The 20960-nt window shown below is 61.9% G+C and carries 18 protein-coding genes; 12 read left to right on the plus strand and 6 right to left on the minus strand.

The features are described 5' to 3' along the window. Positions 1 to 3 precede the first annotated feature (3 nt). The 7 genes from ACQY1J_RS06265 to ACQY1J_RS06295 all read left to right on the plus strand — a co-directional run bounded on the left by ACQY1J_RS06265 (position 4) and on the right by ACQY1J_RS06295 (position 9655). The gene (locus ACQY1J_RS06265) at positions 4 to 1023 is read left to right on the plus strand and encodes a glycosyltransferase family 2 protein (protein ID WP_174197067.1); all 1020 of its coding nucleotides are present in this window, start codon (positions 4 to 6) and stop codon (positions 1021 to 1023) included. Beyond that, on the plus strand, positions 1020 to 1952 hold the full coding sequence (locus ACQY1J_RS06270) for a glycosyltransferase (RefSeq protein WP_430250969.1): 933 nt from the start codon (positions 1020 to 1022) through the stop codon (positions 1950 to 1952). The genes ACQY1J_RS06265 and ACQY1J_RS06270 overlap by 4 nt, the downstream gene beginning before the upstream one ends. Beyond that, positions 1949 to 2911 carry a glycosyltransferase family 2 protein gene (locus ACQY1J_RS06275; RefSeq protein WP_430250970.1) on the plus strand — a complete coding sequence of 321 codons (963 nt, stop codon included), beginning with the start codon at positions 1949 to 1951 and terminating at the stop codon, positions 2909 to 2911. Before ACQY1J_RS06270 ends, ACQY1J_RS06275 begins: the two co-directional genes overlap by 4 nt. A 47-nt stretch (positions 2912 to 2958) precedes the next feature. Then, positions 2959 to 3861 (plus strand): UTP--glucose-1-phosphate uridylyltransferase, encoded by a 903-nt coding sequence (locus tag ACQY1J_RS06280; RefSeq protein WP_430250971.1) that lies wholly within the window; start codon positions 2959 to 2961, stop codon positions 3859 to 3861. A 93-nt stretch (positions 3862 to 3954) separates the two neighbouring features. After that, on the plus strand, positions 3955 to 6294 hold the full coding sequence (locus tag ACQY1J_RS06285) for a Wzz/FepE/Etk N-terminal domain-containing protein (RefSeq protein WP_113166844.1): 2340 nt from the start codon (positions 3955 to 3957) through the stop codon (positions 6292 to 6294). Between the two features lie 174 nt (positions 6295 to 6468). After that, on the plus strand, positions 6469 to 8271 hold the full coding sequence (locus ACQY1J_RS06290) for an adenine deaminase (protein ID WP_430250972.1): 1803 nt from the start codon (positions 6469 to 6471) through the stop codon (positions 8269 to 8271). 10 nt (positions 8272 to 8281) lie between these two features. Further along, positions 8282 to 9655: a M20/M25/M40 family metallo-hydrolase gene (locus tag ACQY1J_RS06295; RefSeq protein WP_430250973.1), complete on the plus strand. Its 1374-nt coding sequence runs from the start codon at positions 8282 to 8284 to the stop codon at positions 9653 to 9655. 36 nt (positions 9656 to 9691) lie between these two features. Here ACQY1J_RS06295 and ACQY1J_RS06300 read toward each other — a convergent pair whose 3' ends face one another. Then, entirely contained in the window at positions 9692 to 10096 is a 405-nt protein-coding gene (locus tag ACQY1J_RS06300) for a hypothetical protein (protein ID WP_062581889.1), read from the minus strand. After that, a complete protein-coding gene (locus ACQY1J_RS06305; protein WP_113111834.1) occupies positions 10093 to 10734 on the minus strand; it encodes a SatD family protein in 642 nt (213 codons plus the stop codon). Before ACQY1J_RS06305 ends, ACQY1J_RS06300 begins: the two co-directional genes overlap by 4 nt. 210 nt (positions 10735 to 10944) lie before the next feature. Between ACQY1J_RS06305 and ACQY1J_RS06310 the strand changes: the two genes are divergently transcribed. Then, positions 10945 to 11547 carry a DUF2026 family protein gene (locus tag ACQY1J_RS06310; RefSeq protein WP_092659498.1) on the plus strand — a complete coding sequence of 201 codons (603 nt, stop codon included), beginning with the start codon at positions 10945 to 10947 and terminating at the stop codon, positions 11545 to 11547. Between the two features lie 101 nt (positions 11548 to 11648). Here ACQY1J_RS06310 and ACQY1J_RS06315 read toward each other — a convergent pair whose 3' ends face one another. The 3 genes from ACQY1J_RS06315 to ACQY1J_RS06325 all read right to left on the minus strand — a co-directional run bounded on the left by ACQY1J_RS06315 (position 11649) and on the right by ACQY1J_RS06325 (position 14502). Further along, positions 11649 to 12572: a pseudouridine-5'-phosphate glycosidase gene (locus ACQY1J_RS06315; protein ID WP_062581895.1), complete on the minus strand. Its 924-nt coding sequence runs from the start codon at positions 12570 to 12572 to the stop codon at positions 11649 to 11651. A 95-nt stretch (positions 12573 to 12667) separates the two neighbouring features. Then, positions 12668 to 13774 carry a carbohydrate kinase gene (locus tag ACQY1J_RS06320; RefSeq protein WP_430250974.1) on the minus strand — a complete coding sequence of 369 codons (1107 nt, stop codon included), beginning with the start codon at positions 13772 to 13774 and terminating at the stop codon, positions 12668 to 12670. A gap of 80 nt (positions 13775 to 13854) precedes the next feature. Continuing rightward, entirely contained in the window at positions 13855 to 14502 is a 648-nt protein-coding gene (locus ACQY1J_RS06325) for a TetR/AcrR family transcriptional regulator (RefSeq protein WP_192085863.1), read from the minus strand. 263 nt (positions 14503 to 14765) lie between these two features. Between ACQY1J_RS06325 and ACQY1J_RS06330 the strand changes: the two genes are divergently transcribed. From ACQY1J_RS06330 to ACQY1J_RS06340, 3 genes are read left to right on the plus strand one after another with little or no spacing between them, the layout of a single operon-like run. Next, positions 14766 to 15269 carry a (2Fe-2S)-binding protein gene (locus tag ACQY1J_RS06330; protein WP_062461544.1) on the plus strand — a complete coding sequence of 168 codons (504 nt, stop codon included), beginning with the start codon at positions 14766 to 14768 and terminating at the stop codon, positions 15267 to 15269. Next, positions 15262 to 16260 carry an FAD binding domain-containing protein gene (locus tag ACQY1J_RS06335; protein WP_430250975.1) on the plus strand — a complete coding sequence of 333 codons (999 nt, stop codon included), beginning with the start codon at positions 15262 to 15264 and terminating at the stop codon, positions 16258 to 16260. Before ACQY1J_RS06330 ends, ACQY1J_RS06335 begins: the two co-directional genes overlap by 8 nt. 40 nt (positions 16261 to 16300) lie before the next feature. Then, positions 16301 to 18547: a xanthine dehydrogenase family protein molybdopterin-binding subunit gene (locus tag ACQY1J_RS06340; protein ID WP_430250976.1), complete on the plus strand. Its 2247-nt coding sequence runs from the start codon at positions 16301 to 16303 to the stop codon at positions 18545 to 18547. Between the two features lie 458 nt (positions 18548 to 19005). Here ACQY1J_RS06340 and ACQY1J_RS06345 read toward each other — a convergent pair whose 3' ends face one another. Further along, positions 19006 to 19665, minus strand: a complete 660-nt coding sequence (locus ACQY1J_RS06345; protein ID WP_062581908.1) for a sulfite oxidase-like oxidoreductase — start codon at positions 19663 to 19665, stop codon at positions 19006 to 19008. Between the two features lie 90 nt (positions 19666 to 19755). Here ACQY1J_RS06345 and ACQY1J_RS06350 point away from each other — a divergent pair, with 90 nt between their 5' ends. Further along, positions 19756 to 20952: an aminotransferase gene (locus tag ACQY1J_RS06350; protein ID WP_430250977.1), complete on the plus strand. Its 1197-nt coding sequence runs from the start codon at positions 19756 to 19758 to the stop codon at positions 20950 to 20952. Positions 20953 to 20960 lie beyond the last annotated feature (8 nt).

The following is a 20960-nucleotide window of genomic DNA, read 5'->3' on the forward strand; positions in this document are numbered from 1 at the left end:
GTCATGCGTGTGCCTTCGAATGCCGATGTTTCCCATGGCGACCTGTCCTTGATCCGGACACTGATCGTCGTCCCGTGCCTTGATGAGGCAAAGACCATCGAGCCGCTTTTGCGCAAGCTCGACCAGCAGCGTAGCTCGGCCAGCGACATGATCGTCGTTGCCGATGGCGGCAGCAAGGATGGCACGCAGGAGATCGTCCTTCGCGTCGCGCAGGAACTGCCCAACGTGGCGCTGATGCACAATGCCAAGCGCATCCAGAGTGCGGCGATCAATCTCGCCGTCCAGCGCTTCGGCGCGGAGTTCGAATATTTGATCCGCATCGACGCGCATGGCGATTATCCCGACGATTATTGTCGGACGCTTCTGCAGGAAGCGGTATCGCTGGAGGCGGATTCCATCGTGGTCGGCATGGAAACGGTCGGCTTTGGCCTGTTTCAGCGGGCAACGGCTGCGGCGCAGAATTCCAAGCTCGGCAACGGCGGCTCCAAGCACCGGGCCGGCGGCGGCGGCGAATGGGTCGATCACGGTCACCACGCCCTGATGCGCATCTTCGCGTTTCAGGCTGTCGGCGGCTACGACGAGAGCTTCAGCCATAACGAGGATGCGGAACTGGATTTCCGCCTTCGTCAATCCGGCTTCCGCATCTGGATGACCGGCAAGACCTACATGACCTATTATCCGCGTTCCACCGCGTCGGCGCTGTTCCGGCAGTATCTCGGCTATGGCCGCGGCCGGGCGAAAAACCTTTTGAAGCATCGGTCGATCCCCAAGATCCGCCAGGCCATTCCGCTGGCGGTCGCACCTGTTGTGATCGGCGCGGTGCTTGCGGTCCTCTACTGGTGGGCGGCCATTCCGCTGGTTGTCTGGGCGGTCGCCTGCCTCGGCTATGGCGTCTGGATGGCTGTGGGCCAAAATAACCCGCTCGGTCCGCTTGCTGCGGTGTCGGCGATGATCATGCATTTTGCCTGGTCGGCAGGCTTCTGGCTGGAACTGATCGGCATCAAATCGAGGAGGCGTGCATGATCGTGGCTGGCAGCGGCAAGCTCCGCATCGATATCGGCATCTGTACCTATCGGCGTCCGGAACTGGAGGTCACGTTGCGGTCGCTGTTCGCGCTCGACGTGCCCGAACACACGCAGGTCCGGCTGATCGTTGCCGACAATGACGCGGAGCCAAGTGCGCAAGCCTTGGTGGAGCGGCTGAAAGCCGTCTCACCCTTCGAGATCCAGTATGTTCACTGCCCGAAATCGAACATCTCGATTGCGCGCAATGCCTGCCTTGCTGCCTGCCAGGCCGATTATCTGGCCTTTATCGACGACGACGAGACGGCCGGTCCTGGATGGCTTGCAGCGCTTGTCGACCGCGCCGAAGCGACGTCGGCCGATGCTATCCTCGGGCCCGTGCGCGCCATCTATCCGGATGATGTTCCGGCCTGGATGCGCAGCGGTGATTTCCACTCCACCAATCCCGTGTGGGTCGATGGCCGTATCGTCACCGGCTATACCTGCAACGTGCTTCTCGACATGCGCTCGCCGAAGCTCGCGGCCCGCAAGTTCGCGTTGTCGCTCGGCCAGAGCGGTGGCGAGGATACGCATTATTTCACCCAGCTGACCGATGCCGGCGGACAAATCGAGTTTGCCCGTGACGCTCTGCTGGAAGAGCCGGTGCCGCAGAAGCGCGCCAGCTTCTCCTGGCTTGCCAAACGCCGCTTCCGCTCCGGCCAGACCCATGGCCGCATCGTTGCGGCAAAGAGTGCGGGTCTGTCGCGGATCAAGAAGGCCGCAATCGCTGCGATGAAATTCGCCTATTGCGCCGTGGTGACGGTCGGAGCGGTTGCCGTTCCCGTCACCCGCACACGCTATGCCCTGCGCGCAGCACTTCACGCCGGTTCGGTCATGGGGACGCTCGGCATGCGCGAGATCCGCCAGTACGGCATGGTGGAGGCTACATGACTTCCGTTGTCACCGCACCCGATGTCAGTTTCGTCATCGCCGCCTACAATGCGCAAGATACGCTCGAAAGCGCGATCGATAGCGCGCTCGCCCAGGTCGGCGTGTCCCTGGAAGTGATCGTCGTCGACGATAGCTCCAGCGACGGCACGCGCGAGCTTGCGCTTCGCTGCCGCGATCGCGACGATCGCGTCAAGCTGCTCGTCCAGCCCGCCAATGGCGGACCGGCGGCCGCGCGCAATGCCGGTTTCGATGCCGCAACCGGCCGCTGGATCGCCGTGCTCGATGCCGACGACACGATCCATCCGCAGCGCCTGAAGCGGATGATCGCACGCGCCGAGGCGATGGATGCTCGGATCGTGGTCGACAATATCGATGTCGTCCCGCTCGAGGGCGGTCAGCCCACGGCGATGTTTTCGCGCGCCGATCTCGAGACGCGCAAGGTGCTGGATCTCGCCGATTTCATCCAGTCCAACATCATCTTCGGCAGCACTTTCAATTTCGGCTATATGAAGCCGATCTTCCGCCGCGATTTCCTCAACGAGCACGGTCTGCGGTTTGACGAAAACCTGCGGATCGGCGAGGATTACATCCTGCTTGCCTCTGCGATCGCGAGCGGCGGCATCTGCGCCATCGAGCCCGAGGCCGGTTACGTCTACCATCTGCGCCACGGTTCGATCTCGCGGGTCCTCAAACCCGAACATCTCACGGCGATGCTTGCCGGCGACGAGAAGTTCCTCAAGCGCTTCTCTCTCGAGCCGCGGGCAACGAGCGCCCAGCGCCGCCGCACGCAGAGCATTCGCGAAGCGGCTTCCTTCCTCACACTCGTCGACGAGATCAAGAAACGATCATTCGGCGGGATTCTGAAAACGGCAATCGACAACCCGCGGGCGCTCAAGCACCTGCGCATGCCGATTGCCGTCCGTATGCGCCGGTTCGCAAGAGCTGCCGGCGTTTCTTGACAATCCGATCGACGGGGCGGGGGCGTCCCGGAAAGGACAACGACACTATGGAAATGAGACCTGTTCGCAAGGCGGTCATTCCGGTTGCAGGCAATGGAACACGGTTCCTGCCGGCTACCAAGGCGATGCCAAAGGAAATGCTGACGATCGTCGACAGGCCCGTCGTGCAATATGCGGTCGATGAGGCCATGCAGGCCGGTATCGAGCACATCATCTTCGTGACCAGCCGCAACAAGACTGCGATCGAAGACTATTTCGACAGCAATCCCGAACTGATCGCCAGCCTCACCCGCGCCGGCAAGACGGTTCAGGTGACCCAGCTCGAAAAGATGCTGCCGCTCGCCGGCACCGTCAGCTACACCCGCCAGCAGGTTCCGCTCGGTCTCGGCCACGCCGTCTGGTGCGCCCGCGAACTGGTGGGCAACGAGCCCTTCGCGCTGCTTTTGCCGGATATGGTGTCCTATGGCGCCCGCGGCTGCATGGCAGGCCTCGTTGATCTCTACGAGGAAGTCGGCGGCAACGTCTTTGGTGTCGAGCAGTGCGCGCCCGAGGAGACGTCGAGCTACGGCGTCGTCGCGATCGGCGAAAGCAAGCAGCACGGCTTCGAAGTGACCGGCATGGTCGAAAAGCCGGCACCGGCCGATGCACCGTCGAACTATTACCTTAATGGTCGCTATATCCTGCAGCCGCAGATCTTCGAACTGCTGGAAAGCCAGGAACGCGGAGCCGGCAACGAGATCCAGCTGACCGACAGCATGCAGAAACTGCTGCAGAAGCAGCCGTTCCACGCACAGCCCTATACCGGACGGACCTTCGACTGCGGTTCCAAGCGCGGTTTCATCGAAGCCAATGTGGCCTTCGCGATATTGCGGAGCGATATGGGCGAGGAGATCTATCACTCCGTCAAGGAGCTTCTCGCCAACCACGAATCGAAGGTTAAGGCGGCTTAAGGGCCGCTCCAACGTCGCAGTCAGACCAAAGCCCGAGGAACGGCAGTCCATTTCTGCCGTTCCTCTCGACAATTCCGGAAAGCGGACAAAGCCATGGACCAGGTTAATTATAGGCCGATGAACATCTTCCCGAACGAGCAAAAAGAAACTGACACGTTCATCGACCTCGACAAGCTGTGGTCGGCAGCTATGCGTCGGCTTGGCGTGATCATCATCTGCGTGGTCGCCATGGTCGCGCTTGCGGCAGCCTATCTGTTTACGGCGCAGCCGAAATACACGGCCGCGACGCAGATATTGGTGGACGACAACCTGTCCCGCTATGCGGAAGAGGAAACCGAAGGCCAGACCGCGCAGCAGATCGACAACCGCATGTCCAGTTCGGTCGAGATCCTGAAATCCAAGGCGCTGGCGCTCAGCGTCGTCGACAAGGGCAAGTTTGCGGAAAACGACCTGATCGTCGATCCGCCCAAATCGCCGGTCGATCTTGCCAAGGACATGGTGAAAAGCGTTGTCTCGCTGGTGTCATCAGGCGGCCCGTTGCCGAGCGAAGACCAGGTGCGCGCCGGGCGCCGTGAAAAGGCTGCCGCCATCCTTCAGCAGTCGATCACCGTCGAGCGCGTCGGACGCAGCTCGGTCATCTCGCTCTCCGTCCGCTCGCCAGACCCGGTTCTTTCCGCCCAGCTTGCCAAGACCTATGCCAGTTCCTTCCTCACGGAAGAGCTTAATGCCAATTTCGACGCGACCGAGCGCGCTTCCGTGTGGCTCCAGGAACGTTTGAACGACCTCAACATCCGCGCACAGCAGGCATCGCTGACGGTCGAGCAGTATAAACGCGACAACGGCCTCGTATCGCCGCGCGGCGAGCTGATGTCGGCCCAGCAGCTGTCCGATCTCAATACCCAGCTGATCTCGGCGCAGGCCGAAGTAGCCAGCGCCCAGGCCCGCTACAACCAGTACAAGGTGATCATCGACAAGGGCTCGGAAGCAGCCGTCGAAAACGCCGTCGTTGCCAACCGCGATACCGACAACACGGTGCTGCAGAACCTTCGCCAGCGCTACACGACGGTCAACGATCGTGAAAAGGGCGTGGTCGAGCAGTTCGGCGCCGATCATCCGCAGGCAGTCGCACTTCGCTCCGAAAAGCAGGACCTGGCACAACAGATCCTGCGCGAGTTGCAGCAGCTGACCGGTTCGTTCCGCAACGAGCTGGATGTCGCAAGCTCGCGCGAGCAGTCGTTGCGCGCCAGCATCGAAAGCGTGGCCGGCCGCAACCAGGATGCCAATGTCTCCATGGTGCAGTTGCAGGAGCTGCAGCAGCGTGCCGATGCGCTGAAGACGCTCTACCAGTCCTATCTGCAGCGGTTCGAACAGGCGTCGCAGCTGCAGTCGCTGCCGATCGCCAAGGCCCGCGTCATCTCGGAAGCCGGCGTGCCGATCTCGCCGTCCAGCCCGCGCAAGACGCTCACCATGGCTCTGTCCGTCGTGCTTGGACTGCTGCTCGGCGGCGCACTTGCAGCGCTTCTGGAATTTCGCGAGCGCTTCTTCCGCACCGGCGCCGACGTGCAGGACAAGCTCGGCGTCCGCTTCCTCGGTTACCTCCCGAAGATTGGCAGCGCCCAGACCGACGACAACGGCTCCGACAAGCCGGCCGATGCGATCGACGGCCAGATCCTGCCGGAGGGCGATCCGATCGCGCTTCGTCGCAAGATGCGTGTCGCCGTCGAAGCGCCGCGCTCGCAGTTTGCCGAAACGCTGCGCAATGCCAAGCTTGCCGCCGATATCGTGCTGCAGGGTCGCAAATGCTCGGTCATCGGCGTCGTCTCCTGCCTTCCCGGCGAAGGCAAGTCGATGGTCGCGGCAAACCTTGCCGGCCTGATATCGTCGAACGGCGTTCGCACGCTGGTCATCGATGGCGATCTGCGCAATCCGGGTCTCTCCAAGATGCTGGCGAGCGAACCGGATGTTGGCCTGATCGACGTCGTCCTGCAGAAGGTTCCGTGGACGGCTGCCGCCCGCGTCGACCGCCGCTCGCGCCTGACGATCCTGCCGATGACCACCCGCAGCCGTCAGCTGGCCCATACATCGGAGCTTCTCGCCTCGACCGGCATGAGCCAGTTCCTCGAAAGCATCAAGGACACGTTCGACGTCATCATCGTCGACCTGGCACCGCTGATCCCGGTCATCGATGCGAAGGCCTTCGAGCCCTATGTCGATGGCTTCATCTTCGTCACCGAATGGGGTGTCACGCCGGTCAAGGCCGTGCAGAGCGTGCTTCAGTCGGAACCGCAGATTGCCGCAAAGACGATCGGCGTCATTCTCAACAAGACCGAGATGGGCGAGCTGCGCAAATATGCCGATCCGGGCGCGCCAGAGCGCCTGCATTCAAGCTATTCATCCTATTACAAGGATGCCATTCCCGGCGTGCCGCGCTAAGTTGCGGCAAGTTACTAAAGCATGATCGAAGGCCGCCGCTCCCCTGGAACCGGCGGCCTTTGCGTTTCAATGGTTTGACCTGTCCATTTTCGAGATTTGCGCCAATCCACGCTTCCGTGCGGGAACAAAATTCCCTACCATGTCGCCAGTCCGATGATCAGCGAGGCCGATTTCATGAGCACTCTCAACCGTTTCTCCGTTCAATCGCTGGCATCCATGACGCGGCTGCTTGCCGACGTCGCGTCGGCACGGCGCGAGCCTGATCTGGTCATCCGGGATGCACGGATGCTCTCCACCTATTCGGAACGCATCCTGCCGGGGCGGGAAATCTGGCTCTCCGGCGGGCGTATCGCCGCGGTTAAGCCCACCGGTTCCTACAAGGGAACATCGGCGAAGATCTATGATGCCAAGGGCGGCATTCTGGCGCCTGGCCTCGTCGATCCGCATATCCATATCGAATCCTCGATGGTGACGGCCTGCGCCTATGCGGAGGCTGCCCTTCTCAACGGCACCACCACGATCTTCTGCGACAGCCACGAGATCGGCAATGTCATGGATGTCGCCGGTGTTGAGGCGATGCTGGAAGACGCGCGCATGGCGCCGCTGTCGATCTTCCTGACGGTGCCGAGCACCGTTCCCGCCACCTCGCCGGAACTGGAAACCGCCGGTGGCGACCTGACGCCGGACAAGATCGCGGCGCTGTTCGACAAATGGCCGGAAGCGGTGGCGCTTGGCGAAAAGATGGACTTCGTACCCGTTGCGATGGGCGACGAACGCAGCCATGCGATCCTCGCTGCCGCTCTGTCGCGCGGCCGTCCCGTATCGGGCCATGTCTACGGCCGGGAATTCGTCGCGGCCTATGCGGCCTCCGGCGTCACCGACACCCATGAGGCGATCGACCGCGATATCGCCGACGATCTGCTGGAGGCGGGCGTCTGGCTGTTCCTGCGCGGCGGCCCGCCCACCACGCCCTGGCATTCGCTGCCGCAGGCGATCAAGACGATCACCGAGCTTGGCGCCTCACACAAGCGCGTCGCCGTTTGCACCGACGACCGCGACGCCGAGGATCTGCTCGCCTTCGGCATGGACTGGGTGACCCGCGAGGCGGTCAAATACGGCATGACGCCGGAACAGGCCTGGGCGATGGGTTCGCTGCATGGCGCCACCCGCTTCGGCATGGAAAACGAGATCGGCGGTCTCGGCGGCGGACGCAGGGCGGATCTGGTGCTCCTCTCCGACAACCTGGAGCCGGTCAGTACCTGGTACGGCGGCGAACTGGTCGTGGACCAGAAGAAGATCACGCCTGTTCTCGATGAGGCTTTGTCCAAACCCTATCGCTATCCGGAAGCCGCCTATCATACGGTCAAGCTGCCGAAGAACCTCAAGCTGACGCCTGACCTGCCGACCGAGACCGTCATTGCCCACACGATCAAGACGGAGCTGCCCGGCATCACGCTCGGCCACGTCACCGTCACGCTCGAACCCGCCAACGACTGGCAGACGCAGTTCGATCGCCACGGTCTTTGCTTTGTCACGGTCGTGGAACGTCACGGCAAGTCGCCGGGCAATGTCGCGCATGGTCTGCTCAACGGTTTTGGTCTGAAGAAGGGCGCGGTCGCCTCGTCTGTCGGGCATGACAGCCACAACATCATCGTCGCCGGCACCAATGAACGCGACATGCAGGTGGCGCTCGATGCGATCGAGGCTACCCAGGGCGGCGTCTGCGTCGTGATGGATGGCAAGGTGACGGCCATGGTGCCGCTGCCGATTGCCGGGCTTTTGTCCGACAAGCGCGTCCACGCGGTCGCCGACGAGGTGAAGGCGCTGAAGCTCGAATGGGAAAAGGCCGAATGCACGATCGCCTATATGGGCTTCAACCTCATTCCGCTGTCGGTCATTCCGGATATCCGCATTACCGATAAGGGCCTGGTGCTGGTGCCGGAAATGCAGATCCAGACCCTGTTCGAACCGGCATGAGTTTTTGAGCATGACACCTGAAAACACCGATCTCGCCCGCGTTCTTGCCCATATCGATGCCAACAGCGACAGTTTCGTCGAACGGGTGATGGAGTATGTGAAGCACAAGTCGATCAGCGCCTCCAACGAGGGTATCACGGAGGCCGCCGATATCCTCGTCGGCATCCTCAATGGTCTCGGCATGCAGGCCCAGGCGATCACCACCCGCAACCACCCGATGGTGATCGGCCGCATGGAGAACCAGCCCGGCAAGCCCACCGTGCTTCTCTACGGCCATTACGACGTGCAGCCGCCAGAACCGCTCGACCTCTGGAAAAGCCCGCCCTTCGAGCCCGAGATCCGCGACGGCCGCATCTACGCGCGCGGCATCGGCGACAACAAGGGCCAGCATTTCGCCCAGTTGCTGGCGATTGAATCCTATCTCAAGGTGGTTGGCGAACTGCCCTGCAATGTCATCTTCCTGCTCGAAGGCGAGGAGGAGATCGGCAGTCCCCATATGGCGGAATTCGTCGCCGAACATGTGGACAAGCTCAATGCCGATCTTGTCGTCACCTCGGATGGCTCGCTGCACGACAGCGGTCGCCCGGTCGTCACCTTCGGCGTGCGCGGCGTCGCCTCGTTCGAGCTGCGCGCAAAGACCGCCAACCGCGACGCCCATTCCGGCAATTTCGGTGGCGTCATGCCGAATGCGATCTGGAAGCTCGTGCATCTGCTCGCAACGATGAAGAACGACCGCGGCGAGATCACCATAGACGGTATCTACGATCCCGTCGTGCCGCCGACCGATCTGGAACTGCAGGCCATGGCGGCCTTGCCGCTCGATGTCGAGAAGATCAAGGCCGAGCTTGGTATGACGGCGATCGACGAGCCGCTGGATCGTCCCTATTACGAGCGGCTGATGTTCCAGCCGACGCTCACCATCAACGGCCTGCATGGCGGCTATGGCGGACCGGGGCAGAAGACGGTTCTTCCGAGCGAAGCCTACGCCAAATGCGACATTCGACTGGTCGAGAGCCTGACGCCGGACTACGTGTTCGAAAAGGTCCGGGCGCATGTGGAAAAGCACGCGCCCGATGTGGAGTTCGTGCCGCAAAACTCGATGCTGCCGTCGAAAACGCCGATGGACAGCCCGTTCGCATCCGTGATCCGCGAAGCGATCGTCGCTGCCCGCGGCGTCGAGCCGCTGCTCTACCCAAGCCTCGGCGGCAGCCTCCCGGATTACGTCTTTACCAAAATCCTCGGCAAGCCAGCCTTCGTGGTGCCCTACGCCAATGCCGACCAGGCAAACCACGCCCCCAACGAAAACCTCAAGCTCGACCTCTTCCACGCCGGCATCCGCACCGGTGCTGCGCTGCTGGCGAAGCTGGGTGAGATGAAGGGGTGAATGGTAGGGCAGGGATGGTGGATTTCGCCAAACCGCTCAGTCGATCACCAGCATGTTGGCAATGGTCTGTCGAAGATCTATGCCGAGGCTGTGGTCGTAGGCTGCCCATGCGCTGGTTATAATAAGTGCCCATAGGACGCTGAACAGGGATCCGACCAGAAAATATTCGGCGAATTCACGCTGATCCAGCTTCTGGAACCTGGCGACCGTTTTCAGTGCTATCACGGCGGCGAGGATCTCCCAACTGTGAACAACGATCCCGGCCGCGAGTATCAGCCTCTCCAGAATGCCGATCACTCGTCCGGCGCTGATGGTCGAGGGAGGACTTTCCGAGACCATGTCCTTCAGGCCGGTCAGATCGAAAAGCTTGCGACATAGCCAGTTGCCTCCGTAAGTCAGCAAGCCCAGTGCGACAGCCGTATAGACGAGTGCGTGGATCATGCGTGCTGCCTTTCGAGCGACAAGGAACCGTCCAGTTCGGCAAGGGCCTCTTGAATGGCATTCCATTGAAGCAGGTAAAGATCAAAGTCTCCAGAGTTTCTGACCTTGTAGATGCTGTGCACGGAAACATTGCGTAGTTTCGCGATCTCGCTTGCCGTCTTTCCCGCCAGAAAGGCCTGGATGTCGTGACGCTGGGTCGGCGTCCATCGACGTTCGATGGCGGTCAGCGTTGCGCCGCCTGCCTCCAGCAGGGTCTCGAGCACCTGATAGCCTGGAATGTGGAACCGGTAATAGGTGGTGGCCGCTTTCTCGTTGAGCTTCGCCCTCGTGGCGGCGAGACCCGTCCCCATCATGTTCCAGGCGCGCTCTGGGTTGAGCGGCGTTTTCAACGCGGCAACTCCGATTGCAAACCGGCAGTCGATGGAATCGCGCATCAAATCGTATCGAATCTTGCGGGCAATCCGCATCGCACCAGCAAGCGAGGTCGCGAAACCCTGGAACTCGTCTCCCAAGGTGATCGTAAGCGGCGAGGCCAGGATTCGAGCAGATTCGGTGTTCTGACGGTCGATCGCTGCGTTAAATTGTTCATGGAGGCGTTCGATAGATGGGCTGATCTCGCTTTGAACGATATCACCCATGATGATCGCAAGAGGATTTTTGTTTGACCCTATCATGGGTCAAATCTACGATTTACCCAAAAAAGGGTCAATCAGAAAATTGACCCCAATCTGGTTCAAAGCTCCTGCCCCTTTCCAACCGGTTCAAACCCCACTGCAACGCTGCAGTTTACATTGCCGCGCTGGCCGCCTAGGCAGGGTGCCACATCAGGAACGGGTAGGTTACGGGTCATGTTGATCAAGCAGAGCGACTATCACCGCATTTATCGGGTCATCAACAGCCTGCTCGTAAACGAGAACGCCAACACCGCCGTTGCCGGGATGTATTTCAGCACGTTCGGGGCGTTCATCCTGCGCCAGCATTATGGTGTGACTGCCACGCCGAAAAGCGGGCTGGCCGCCTACAATCTCGGCGGCACCCGCATCCTCTTCGCAGACCAGCGCGAAGACGGGTATGTCACGGGTGCTGGCGAGAATTTTCATTGCTGGGTGGAGGCCGACGGCTGGGCGATCGATTTCATGGCGCCGGCGTTTTCGCAGAGCGCGTCCGAGCTTCGGGTGCCCTCTAAGATGTTCCAGAGGCCTCTTTCGGCCATGGCTTCAAGCATCAACGATCTCGAGCAATCCGGCGATTTCTTCTATCAGTCGGAGCCGCAAGCAAGCGCAAGGCGCTTCGCGGATTGGCACAAGCACGCGATGATCGGTGATCTCGCCTCGGTTGCCGCAAACTGGTTCCGGAAGTCGCCTAAGCAGATGCCGAAGTCACTGTCCATCGCGAGCGAGCCGGGAAAGAGCGTACCGTTGCTGGGGAATGCGCTTTCGGGCGCCTGGTGATGGCGGAGGCTTGCGGGCCGGGACAGGTTCGCCGATAGCGGCCAGCTCCGCTACGGGGGCGTTAGAGGGCGGGATGCTGTCGCACCCCGCCGCACGTGATGTCAGCCCTTCTTCAGCGCCGCATAGGCCACGGCCATCTTGGCGGCGAGGCGGGCGTTGTTTCGGACCAGCTCGATATTGGCTTTCAGGCTTTCGCCCTTCGACAGCTCGTTGATGCGGGCGAGCAGGAACGGGGTCAGTTCCTTGCGGCCGATGCCGCGCTCATCTGCTTCGCGTACCGCATCGGCAATCGTGCCGTCGATGAAGTCAGGGGTCAGGGCGGCTTCTTCCGGGATCGGGTTGGCGATCAGGAGGCCAGTGCCGGTGCCGAGCTGGTGGTGGAAATGCATGGCGCTTGCAATCTCTTCTGCCGTATCCAGCCGGTGATCGGCCTTGTAGCCGCTCTGGCGGGTGAAGAAGGCCGGGAAGTCCTCGGTGCCGTAGGCAATGACCGGCACGCGCTGGGTTTCCAGATATTCGAGCGTCTTTGCGATATCGAGGATCGATTTCACGCCGGCGCAGACGACGGCCGTCTTGGTGCGACCAAGCTCGGTCAGGTCGGCGGAAATGTCGAATGTCTGTTCGGCGCCGCGATGCACACCGCCGACGCCGCCGGTTGCGAAGATCTCGATGCCGGCGAGGTCTGCCAGAAGCATGGTGGCGGACACCGTCGTGCCCGCCGTCTGGCCGCGCACCATGGCAACCGCGAGATCGCGGCCGGAAGCCTTGACCACGCCCTTGGCCTGGGCGAGCTTTTCCAGCTCATCGTGTTCCAGGCCGACGCGGAGTTCACCGTCGATGACGGCGATAGTTGCCGGCACGGCACCGTTTTCACGCACGACTGCCTCGACCGATAGCGCCGTCTCCAGATTGGCCGGGTAGGGCATGCCATGGGTGATGATGGTCGATTCGAGCGCCACGATGGCGCCGCCGTTTGCGAGAGCGTCTGCAACTTCCTGGCTGAGTTTCGGCTTCAGCAGAGACATGGGATTTCCTTTCTGGAAGCAGTTCCGGCAAAGCCGTGGAGCGGTTTTGCGTCTGGACCTGCGTTGGGATTAAACACTGGAAGCACTTTTGTGCTTCAGGACAAACGGTGCATATGGGCCTGCAAAAAGGCCTCGGAGAGTTCGGGGTGGACGCTTGCCGCGCTTTCGGTCGTGAGCGTCGCAACCAGTGCGCCGATGCGGGCAGCGGTGTGAATGTCGTCGCCGGCAATCACGCGGTGCAGGGTGCCGGCAATCATCGCGTCGCCAGCGCCGGTCATGTCGATCGCCTTGGCTTCGACTGCTTCGAAACTGGCTGAAGCGTCGATGCCGGCGACCGCAATGCCGGCCGCCCCCATCGTCACCACCGCCTCGCGGGCACCGGCCGCCTGCAGGCCGCGTGCCGCCTTCAGCGCGTCGTCGATCGTCTCGCGGGCCGACAGGCCGAGAATGGCGTTGGCCTCGTCGATATTCATGAACAGAAGGTCGATACCGGCAAGGTCCTTCGGCAGGCGCATGGCCTTGACGGTCGAGACCGCATCGATCGCCAGCCGGAACCGCGCGTCGCGTCGCCGCGTGATCAGCGCTGCCAGCGTCTCGGCGGGCGGGTTACAGTCGGAGAACACGAAGCTTGCCGACGCCAGATGCGGCCAGACGCGGTCGAGATGTTCGGGTCGCAGCAGATCGAATATGCCCATGTCAGCGATACCGAGCGAAAGATCGCCGCGCGGATCGAGGATGGCCGCATATTCGGCGGTCGGTCGCTCGGTGCTGATGATCATCTGGCTGACGTCGATGCCGCGCTCGCGCATATAGGTCATCAGCGTGCGGCCGCCCTCGTCGTCGCCGACGATCGAGATGAAACCGGTTTGCGTGCCGAGACGGGCGAGGTTTTCAGCCACGTTGCGGGCAACGCCACCCATCGATCGGGTGCTGTCGACGGGGTTGGAGGTGCCCTGAACGATTTCCTGCTTCGCGTGATATTTCCGGTCGAGAACGGCGCCGCCGAGGCAGATGGCGCGCGACGGCTGCGGCATCACATAGCCGCGGCCGAGAACATGGCCCTTCTGCATCAGCTGCACGATATGCGCCGCCACTGTGGAGCGGGCGAGGCCCAGCATCTCGGCAATCTCCTGCTGTCCGGCAAAGGGATTGTCCCTGATAATGCCGAGAACGGCGGCTTCCTGGCTGGTCAGATCGTCCATCGTGGCTTCCCATGAAGGTTCACGGTGTATAAACAACTGTTTCTTTCGTCAACAGTTGTTTTGGATCGCGCTTCACGCCGTCAGCTGCGCACCCGAAGACCGTCCATCAAAAGCATGATCAGACGATTGCCGCTGGCGCGCCACTCGGGGGAATCGGGAATGGAATAGATGCTCGACATGGCATGCATCAGGTCCGCCTGGCCGATATCGCTGCGGATGAGATTTGCCTCGCGACCGTTTGTTAGAAGCCTGTCGAGTGCCTGCCGTATTGTCCCGAACCCCTCCGCAAACAGTGTCGTGTTGGAACTGGCGATGATTTTCAGGCTGTTGGCCATGCCGCGCTTGGTCGCCATATAGCCGACGAAGCGCAGCATCCAGAGCTCCAGTGCCTTGTCGGCCGGATGGTTGGCGGCAAGTTCGTCCGCTGCTGCCGCCAGTGCCGTCAGCTCGCGGCGATAGACGAGTTCGACCAGATGTTCGCGGGTCGGGAAATGCCTATAGAGCGTGCCAATGCCGACGCCGGCCTGGCGGGCAATCTCTTCCAGCGAGGTCTCGACGCCTTTTTCCGCAAATGCCTGGGCTGCCACCTCGACCAGCTTATCGCGGTTGCGGCGAGCATCCGCGCGAAGTTTCGGAGCCGGGGTCTGTGCATTATTCGGCGTGGCCAAAGCCCGAAATCCTGTTCCAGTGGTTAGGCTCTCTGGGGTCGTAATCCTGGTTTCCGGCATCCTGAAACGGATGTTTTCGAAATCCAGCCTTGACTGATCTCAGCGAGCGGCTAGTTTAAACGGAGTTGCCTCCGTTTGAGGCGGCGCATATGTCTTTTTAGATCAGAAGGCGGCCGGATGTCATGTCGAAAGATGTCACTCCGCCTTATCGACCGCGATCGGCGGCGCGCGTTTAGACGATAGTGACGACCAGTGCCCTCGCCAGACGGCCGGTCCAGCCTAATTCTTTGAAATTCTCTTCGTGAAGATTGCAGGAGCCTGTCATGACACGAACCATTCACCTCAACCTCGATATCAACGGCAAGGGTTACGACCTCGATGTCGAGCCGCGCGTGACGCTGCTCGATGCGCTGCGCGACCATCTTGTTCTCACCGGCACCAAAAAGGGTTGCGACCAGGGCCAGTGCGGCGCCTGCACGTGCCATGTGGATGGCCGACGGGTGTTATCCTGTCTCACCCTGGCGGCCCAGGTCGAAGGCCGTCAGGTAGAAACGATCGAAGGACTGTCCGGGGCCGACGGAACCCTGCATGCGGTTCAGGCGGCGTTCCTGGAGCAGGACGCTTTCCAGTGCGGCTATTGCACACCGGGCCAGATCATGTCGGCGGTTGCCTGCATCCGTGAGGGCCATGCGGGATCGGATGCGGAAATCCGCGAATACATGTCCGGCAATCTCTGTCGCTGCGGCGCCTATAACAGCATCGTCGCTGCGGTGCGCCAGGCAGCGCAGGCCGTCGTTCCTGCAACTAAGGAGATGGCCGATGCGTGATTTTTCCTATCTTCGCGCCGCCACCCTCGATGAAGCCCGCCAGGCGGTGCTGCAGGCGGGGGCCTCCATCCTGGCCGGCGGCACGACCCTGATCGATCTTGCCAAATGCGGCGTTGCCGATCCGGAAACGGTCGTCGATATCTCCCATCTCGAAGGTCTCTCCGGCATCGAGGTCACGCCCCAGTCCGTCACCATCGGCGCGCTTTCGCGCATGTCTGATGTTGCCGATCATGCGGGCATCCAGGCGGAACTCCCGGCTGTCTCGGAATCGCTGCTGCTTGCGGCATCGGCGCAGCTGCGCAACATGGCGACGATCGGCGGTAACGTGATGCAGCGCACGCGCTGTCCGTATTTCCGCGATCCCGGCGCGTTCCCGGCCTGCAACAAGCGCAATCCCGGTTCAGGCTGTTCGGCGCTTGGCGGCATCACCCGCAACCATGCGGTTCTTGGAACCAGCGAGCACTGTCTCGCCTCCAATCCGGGCGATCTGGCTGTGGCGCTTGTTGCGTTCGACACGGTCGTCGATCTCGGTTCCCGCACGGTCCCGTTCGACGAGTTCTTCCTCCTGCCCGGCGATACCCCGGACAGGGAAACCGTGCTTCAGCCCGGCGAGATGATCGTCGGCCTGTCGATCCCGAAAAGCGCTGCCGCGAAAAACTCCACCTACCTGAAGGTCCGCGATCGCCAGTCCTACGAGTTTGCGGCCGCAAGCGCTGCGGTCGGCCTGGAACTGGAAGACGATGGCCGCACGGTCAGGGATATCCGAGTGGCACTTGGCGGCGTTGCCACCAAGCCATGGCGGGCGCGCGCCGTCGAACAGGCGCTGATCGGCAAAGTGCTCGACGATGCCACCATCAAAGCAGCGAGCCTGCTTGCCATGGAGGGCGCCGTTGCCCAGGTCGACAATCAATACAAGATCGATCTTGCGCCACGGGTCGTTGCCCGGGCGATCGAGACGGTCTCGACGGACAAATCTGGAGGTCTCGCATGACTATTATTCCCCCCGCAAACACGGCGATGCCTCCGACGGCATGGTCGGCGGACGTCTGACCCGGTTCGAAGGCAGCCTCAAGCTCACAGGTGCTGCCACCTATGCGCTGGAATACCCGATCAAGAACCTCGCCCACGCGGCCCTCGTGCAGAGCACGATCGCTGCAGGCCGCGTCGTCAGCGTCGATGCGACCAGAGCGCTCGCCTCGCCCGGCGTCCTGATGGTGCTGACACCGGAAGACGATCTCGGACTGCGTGTTTCCGCCGACTGGCAGGGCAACCGGCCGGAAGACAAGCCCTATCATCCGCTGCCGCGCGAGGTGCAGTTCAACGGCCAGTCGATTGCAGCCGTGATTGCCGAAAGCCGCGAACAGGCGACGGAAGCCGCAAAGCTTGTTGTCGTCACCTATGAGGAAACGTCGCCGGTCATGAGCATCGACGATCCGGCGGCTGGCGAAGGCAAGCTGATGGACAATCTCACCATCGGCTGGGGAGATGCGGAGGCCGCCCTTGCGGCATCGCCGGTCCGGATCGAAAGCGAATACAGCACGCCGCGCGAGTATCACTGCGCCATGGAGCCGCACGGGCTGACGGCCAAGTGGGATGGCGACGAGCTGACGATCTGGGAACCGAGCCAGTGGTCGCACGGCATGGCCCGCATGTATGCCGAATGGTTCGGCATGGACTATGAAAAAGTGCGGATCATCTCGCCCTATATCGGCGGCGGTTTCGGCTCCAAGGGCCAGCCGCTCGCCTATGGCGCTGTGGCGGTGGCGGCATCAAGAAAGCTCGGCCGACCGGTCCAGCTTGCCGTCACACGGCCGCAGAACTTCACCAGCTACGGCGGTCGTGCGGCAACCCGCCAGACGATCGCGCTCGGCGCCACCGAAGACGGCGTGCTGCAGGCAATCGTCCATCGCGGCCGGACAGAGACATCCGTCTACATGGATTACCCGGAACAGACGGGGGCGGCGACGCCCATCCTCTACAAGGTGGAAAACTTCTCCTCTCAGTCGCGCGTCGTGCCGGTCAACACCGTCACGCCCGGCGCGCTTCGGGGCCCGGGCAAGAACCCCAGCGCCTACGGCATCGAAAGCGCCATGGAAGAGCTTGCCTACAAGCTCGACATGGATCCGCTGGAACTGCGGCTGAAAAACTATGCCGATCACGACTATCAGTCGGGCAAGCCGTGGTCGACGCGGATGCTGCGCGAAGCCTTGACGCAAGGGGCTGCCGCCTTCGGCTGGGAAAAGCGCAGCCATCAGCCCCGCTCGATGCGGGACGGCAAGACGCTGATCGGCTGGGGCATCGGTTGCGGCACGTTCCCGGTTATCCGGGCACCGTCGGAAGCGATGATCCGCGTGCTCGCAAACGGTCGCGTCGAGGTGGTCAGCGGCTCGATCGACATGGGGCAGGGCACCTATACGATCCTTGCCCAGACGGCCGCCGAAGCGCTCGGCGTGCCGGTCTCCCAGGTCGACGTACTGCTGGGTGACAGCCGCATGCCGGGTTCATCGATCGCCGGCGGATCGATGCTGGCGGGATCCATCACCGGTGCCGTGCACAAGGCAGCGATCGCAGCGCGCGACGAGTTGATCGGCCTTGCGCTCAACGAGACCGGATCGCCGTTCCGCGATACCGGCGCCAACACGCTTTCGCTCACAGGCGGGCGGATCGAGGCATCGCGCGGCGGTGGACCATCGCTCTCGCTGCAGGAACTGATGCAGGCTGTCGGCCGCAATGAGCTGGAGATCCGCCGCAACACGCTTGCCGAAAACGCGCAGACGGCTGACGATCAGAAACAGGCCTGGACCACCATGTCGAAAGTGCAGGGGCCGACCTCGGGCGACCTTTCCATGCACAGCTGGGCTGCGCATTTCGTCGAAGTCCGCATCGATGAGGATTTCGGGACGATCCGGGTGTCGCGCATGGTCTCTGCCTTTGATTGCGGCCGCCTCTACAATCCGAAGCTGGTGGAAAGCCAGTGGAAGGGCGGCATCATCATGGGCATCGGCCAGGCGCTGCTCGAGGAAGGTGTCGTCGATCCGCGCAACGGCCGCACCATCAACAGCAACATGGCCGACTATCTGGTGCCGACCAATGCCGACATTCCGGATATCGAGGTGATCTCGGTCGGCGTGCCGGATCTCGACGCGTCCACGCTCGGCGGCAAAGGGGTTGGCGAAGTCGGCATCGTCGGCGTCGCCCCGGCAATTGCCAACGCCGTCTTCCACGCGACCGGCAAACGCATCCGCGACCTGCCGATCACGCTGGAAAAACTGATGTGATCTTATGGGCTGTCGCCTCTGGCGGCAGCCTTTCTCACACTTTGCGGTATCGGCTGGCTGGAATCCCCGTTTGCAGTGTCACCGCAACCCGAGCGGTCCCCACACCCTTACGTCGCCAGAACTTGTTTTCGGATCACCAACTACCGCATGGATGTAGGTGTGGTTAGGCTTCGCATGCGGAACTCTGGAAGGAAACGTCGTGCGCGCATACAGCATGACGCGGGCATCTGCCTTGGGATTTCCAGTCGATTTCCGCATGGAAACTGTGGCCATTTTTCCCGCCGCATCTGTCCTGATCAGGACTTCTCCAATTCTTTCGCCAGGACTGCAGCCGACAACGAGAAAGCTCAGTAAGAATAGGGCTATCGGACGCATGAAAATTCCTGGAGCAACGGAAAGGTGATCAACTTTCCGTTGCATATTCTTTCAGGCAAAGCAACGGGATAGGCTGCAGCCGCTCAATCCTCCGAATACCGTTCCTCGGCCCAGGGGTCACCGCGCATGTGGTAGCCGTTCTTTTCCCAGAAGCCGGCATTGTCGATGCCGAGGAAGTCGATCCGCTTCAGCCATTTGGCGCTTTTCCAGAAGTAGAGATGAGGCACGACAAGGCGCACCGGTCCACCATGCTCTTCCGTCAGCGGCTTGCCCTCCCAGTGGGTCACGATGAGCGCGTCGGGAACTGCGAAATCGGAGAGGAGAACGTTTGTCGTGTAGCCGTCATAGGCCGTCAGCATCACCGCGGTCGCCTTGTCGGTCGGTTCAACGGCATCGAGCAGGTCGCGAGTGGACACGCCCTTCCAGTCGTTGTCGTAGCGCGACCAAGTCGTCACGCAGTGGATATCGGAGCGCATCTCGGTCTGCGGCAGCGCCTGGAAACTGTCCCAGTTGAAGGTCGTCGGCTTGTTGACGAGGCCGTAGATGTCGAGCTTCCACTGCGCCGGCGAAATGCTGGGCTGCTGGCCGAGATCGAGCACCGGCCAGTTCTTGACCAGATGCTGGCCGGGCGGCAGGCGATCGGTATCGGGCCGCGCATGCCGGCCTGTCAGGAATTTCCCCTCATCGGCCCATTTGCGCTTGGTGCTGGTGAGCTTGGAATCCTGCGGAAGATTGTCGTCCATAAGTGGTTCTCCTTGCCTCCGAGGATAATCTGATAAACAACAAGGGCAATCAATTCCTGACTCCCCCGCCCGAGATTTCGTCGAGACCCCATGCCCGCCTCCCATCCGCGCCTGAATGCCCGCTTCAACCCCTTGATCGAACAACTGTCCCTGCCACCGGTTCCCGCCGTCGCGGCCTGGGGTCGTGCCTATGACAAAGCGCTGGGTCCGCTGATCGACCTGTCGCAGGCGGTGCCCGGCTATCCCGCCCATCCGGACATGCTGCGGCTCCTCGGCGAGGCGGCGTCATCCAAGGCCTATACCGGTTACGGCCCGATCGAGGGCGAGACGGTTCTGCGCTCCGCCTATGCAAGCCATGTCGCGGAAGTCTATGGCGCAGCGCTTGCCGAAGAAAACATCCACGTCACCTCCGGCTGCAACCAGGCTTTCGTCTGCGCGGCGATGACGGTCGCGGGCCCCGGCAGCACCATCCTGATGACCGAGCCGTTCTATTTCAACCATGAAACGACGCTTGCGATGATGGGCATCGGCACCGCCTTCGTGCCCTGTTTTGCCGAAAACGGGTTCCTGCCGGATCTGGTGTCGCTCGAAGCGGCGATGACGGATGGGGTCAAGGCGCTGGCGCTGGTGTCGCCCAACAATCCCACCGGCGCAATCTATCCTGCGTCGCTGCTCGAGGCGATCTTCAAACTCTGCCAGGACAAAGGCATCTGGCTGATCCTCGACGAGACCTATCGCGATTTTCTGCCGCAAGCCGGAAACCGTGCCCATGGCCTGTTTTCGCAGTCCGGCTGGGAAGAAACGCTGATCAGCCTCTACAGCTTTTCCAAATCCTTCTGCATTCCCGGCCATCGTCTCGGCGCCATCACGGCCGGCGAAGAGGCGATCGGTCAGATCGCCAAGATCATGGACAATCTGCAGATCTGCGCGCCGCGAGCCGCCCAGGCAGCCGTTGCCGAAGCACTGCCGCTGCTGACTGCCTGGCGCGAGGAAAACCGCCAGGAAATCGGCCGTCGCGCCGAAGCGCTGAAAGCGGTCATGCGCAGTGTCTCCGACTGGAAACTCGATGCGATCGGCGCCTATTTCGCCTTCGTTCGGCATCCTTTCCTGGGCAGGGGCTCGGCGGAAGTGGCCGAACAGCTCGCCAAACGCGCCGGCATCAGCTGCATTCCCGGCGTCTACTTTGGGCAAGGCCAGGATGGCTATCTGCGGTTTGCCTTCGCCAATGCGGATGTCGAAACCATCGGTCTTCTGGAAGAACGTTTGCGGAACTTTTCGCTGTCGTAAAGCGGCGG

Origin of the sequence: Neorhizobium sp. DAR64860/K0K1, from assembly GCF_050500205.1 — a bacterium.
Classification (GTDB): domain Bacteria; phylum Pseudomonadota; class Alphaproteobacteria; order Rhizobiales; family Rhizobiaceae; genus Neorhizobium; species Neorhizobium soli.

Coding starts and splice junctions, on each gene's coding strand:
- ACQY1J_RS06265 (WP_174197067.1), top strand. CDS start 4: ATGCGTGTGCCTTCGAATGCCGATGTTTCCCATGGCGACCTGTCCTTG.
- ACQY1J_RS06270 (WP_430250969.1), top strand. CDS start 1,020: ATGATCGTGGCTGGCAGCGGCAAGCTCCGCATCGATATCGGCATCTGT.
- ACQY1J_RS06275 (WP_430250970.1), top strand. CDS start 1,949: ATGACTTCCGTTGTCACCGCACCCGATGTCAGTTTCGTCATCGCCGCC.
- ACQY1J_RS06280 (WP_430250971.1), top strand. CDS start 2,959: ATGGAAATGAGACCTGTTCGCAAGGCGGTCATTCCGGTTGCAGGCAAT.
- ACQY1J_RS06285 (WP_113166844.1), top strand. CDS start 3,955: ATGGACCAGGTTAATTATAGGCCGATGAACATCTTCCCGAACGAGCAA.
- ACQY1J_RS06290 (WP_430250972.1), top strand. CDS start 6,469: ATGAGCACTCTCAACCGTTTCTCCGTTCAATCGCTGGCATCCATGACG.
- ACQY1J_RS06295 (WP_430250973.1), top strand. CDS start 8,282: ATGACACCTGAAAACACCGATCTCGCCCGCGTTCTTGCCCATATCGAT.
- ACQY1J_RS06300 (WP_062581889.1), bottom strand. CDS start 10,096: ATGATCCACGCACTCGTCTATACGGCTGTCGCACTGGGCTTGCTGACT.
- ACQY1J_RS06305 (WP_113111834.1), bottom strand. CDS start 10,734: ATGGGTGATATCGTTCAAAGCGAGATCAGCCCATCTATCGAACGCCTC.
- ACQY1J_RS06310 (WP_092659498.1), top strand. CDS start 10,945: ATGTTGATCAAGCAGAGCGACTATCACCGCATTTATCGGGTCATCAAC.
- ACQY1J_RS06315 (WP_062581895.1), bottom strand. CDS start 12,572: ATGTCTCTGCTGAAGCCGAAACTCAGCCAGGAAGTTGCAGACGCTCTC.
- ACQY1J_RS06320 (WP_430250974.1), bottom strand. CDS start 13,774: ATGGACGATCTGACCAGCCAGGAAGCCGCCGTTCTCGGCATTATCAGG.
- ACQY1J_RS06325 (WP_192085863.1), bottom strand. CDS start 14,502: ATGCCGGAAACCAGGATTACGACCCCAGAGAGCCTAACCACTGGAACA.
- ACQY1J_RS06330 (WP_062461544.1), top strand. CDS start 14,766: ATGACACGAACCATTCACCTCAACCTCGATATCAACGGCAAGGGTTAC.
- ACQY1J_RS06335 (WP_430250975.1), top strand. CDS start 15,262: ATGCGTGATTTTTCCTATCTTCGCGCCGCCACCCTCGATGAAGCCCGC.
- ACQY1J_RS06340 (WP_430250976.1), top strand. CDS start 16,301: ATGGTCGGCGGACGTCTGACCCGGTTCGAAGGCAGCCTCAAGCTCACA.
- ACQY1J_RS06345 (WP_062581908.1), bottom strand. CDS start 19,665: ATGGACGACAATCTTCCGCAGGATTCCAAGCTCACCAGCACCAAGCGC.
- ACQY1J_RS06350 (WP_430250977.1), top strand. CDS start 19,756: ATGCCCGCCTCCCATCCGCGCCTGAATGCCCGCTTCAACCCCTTGATC.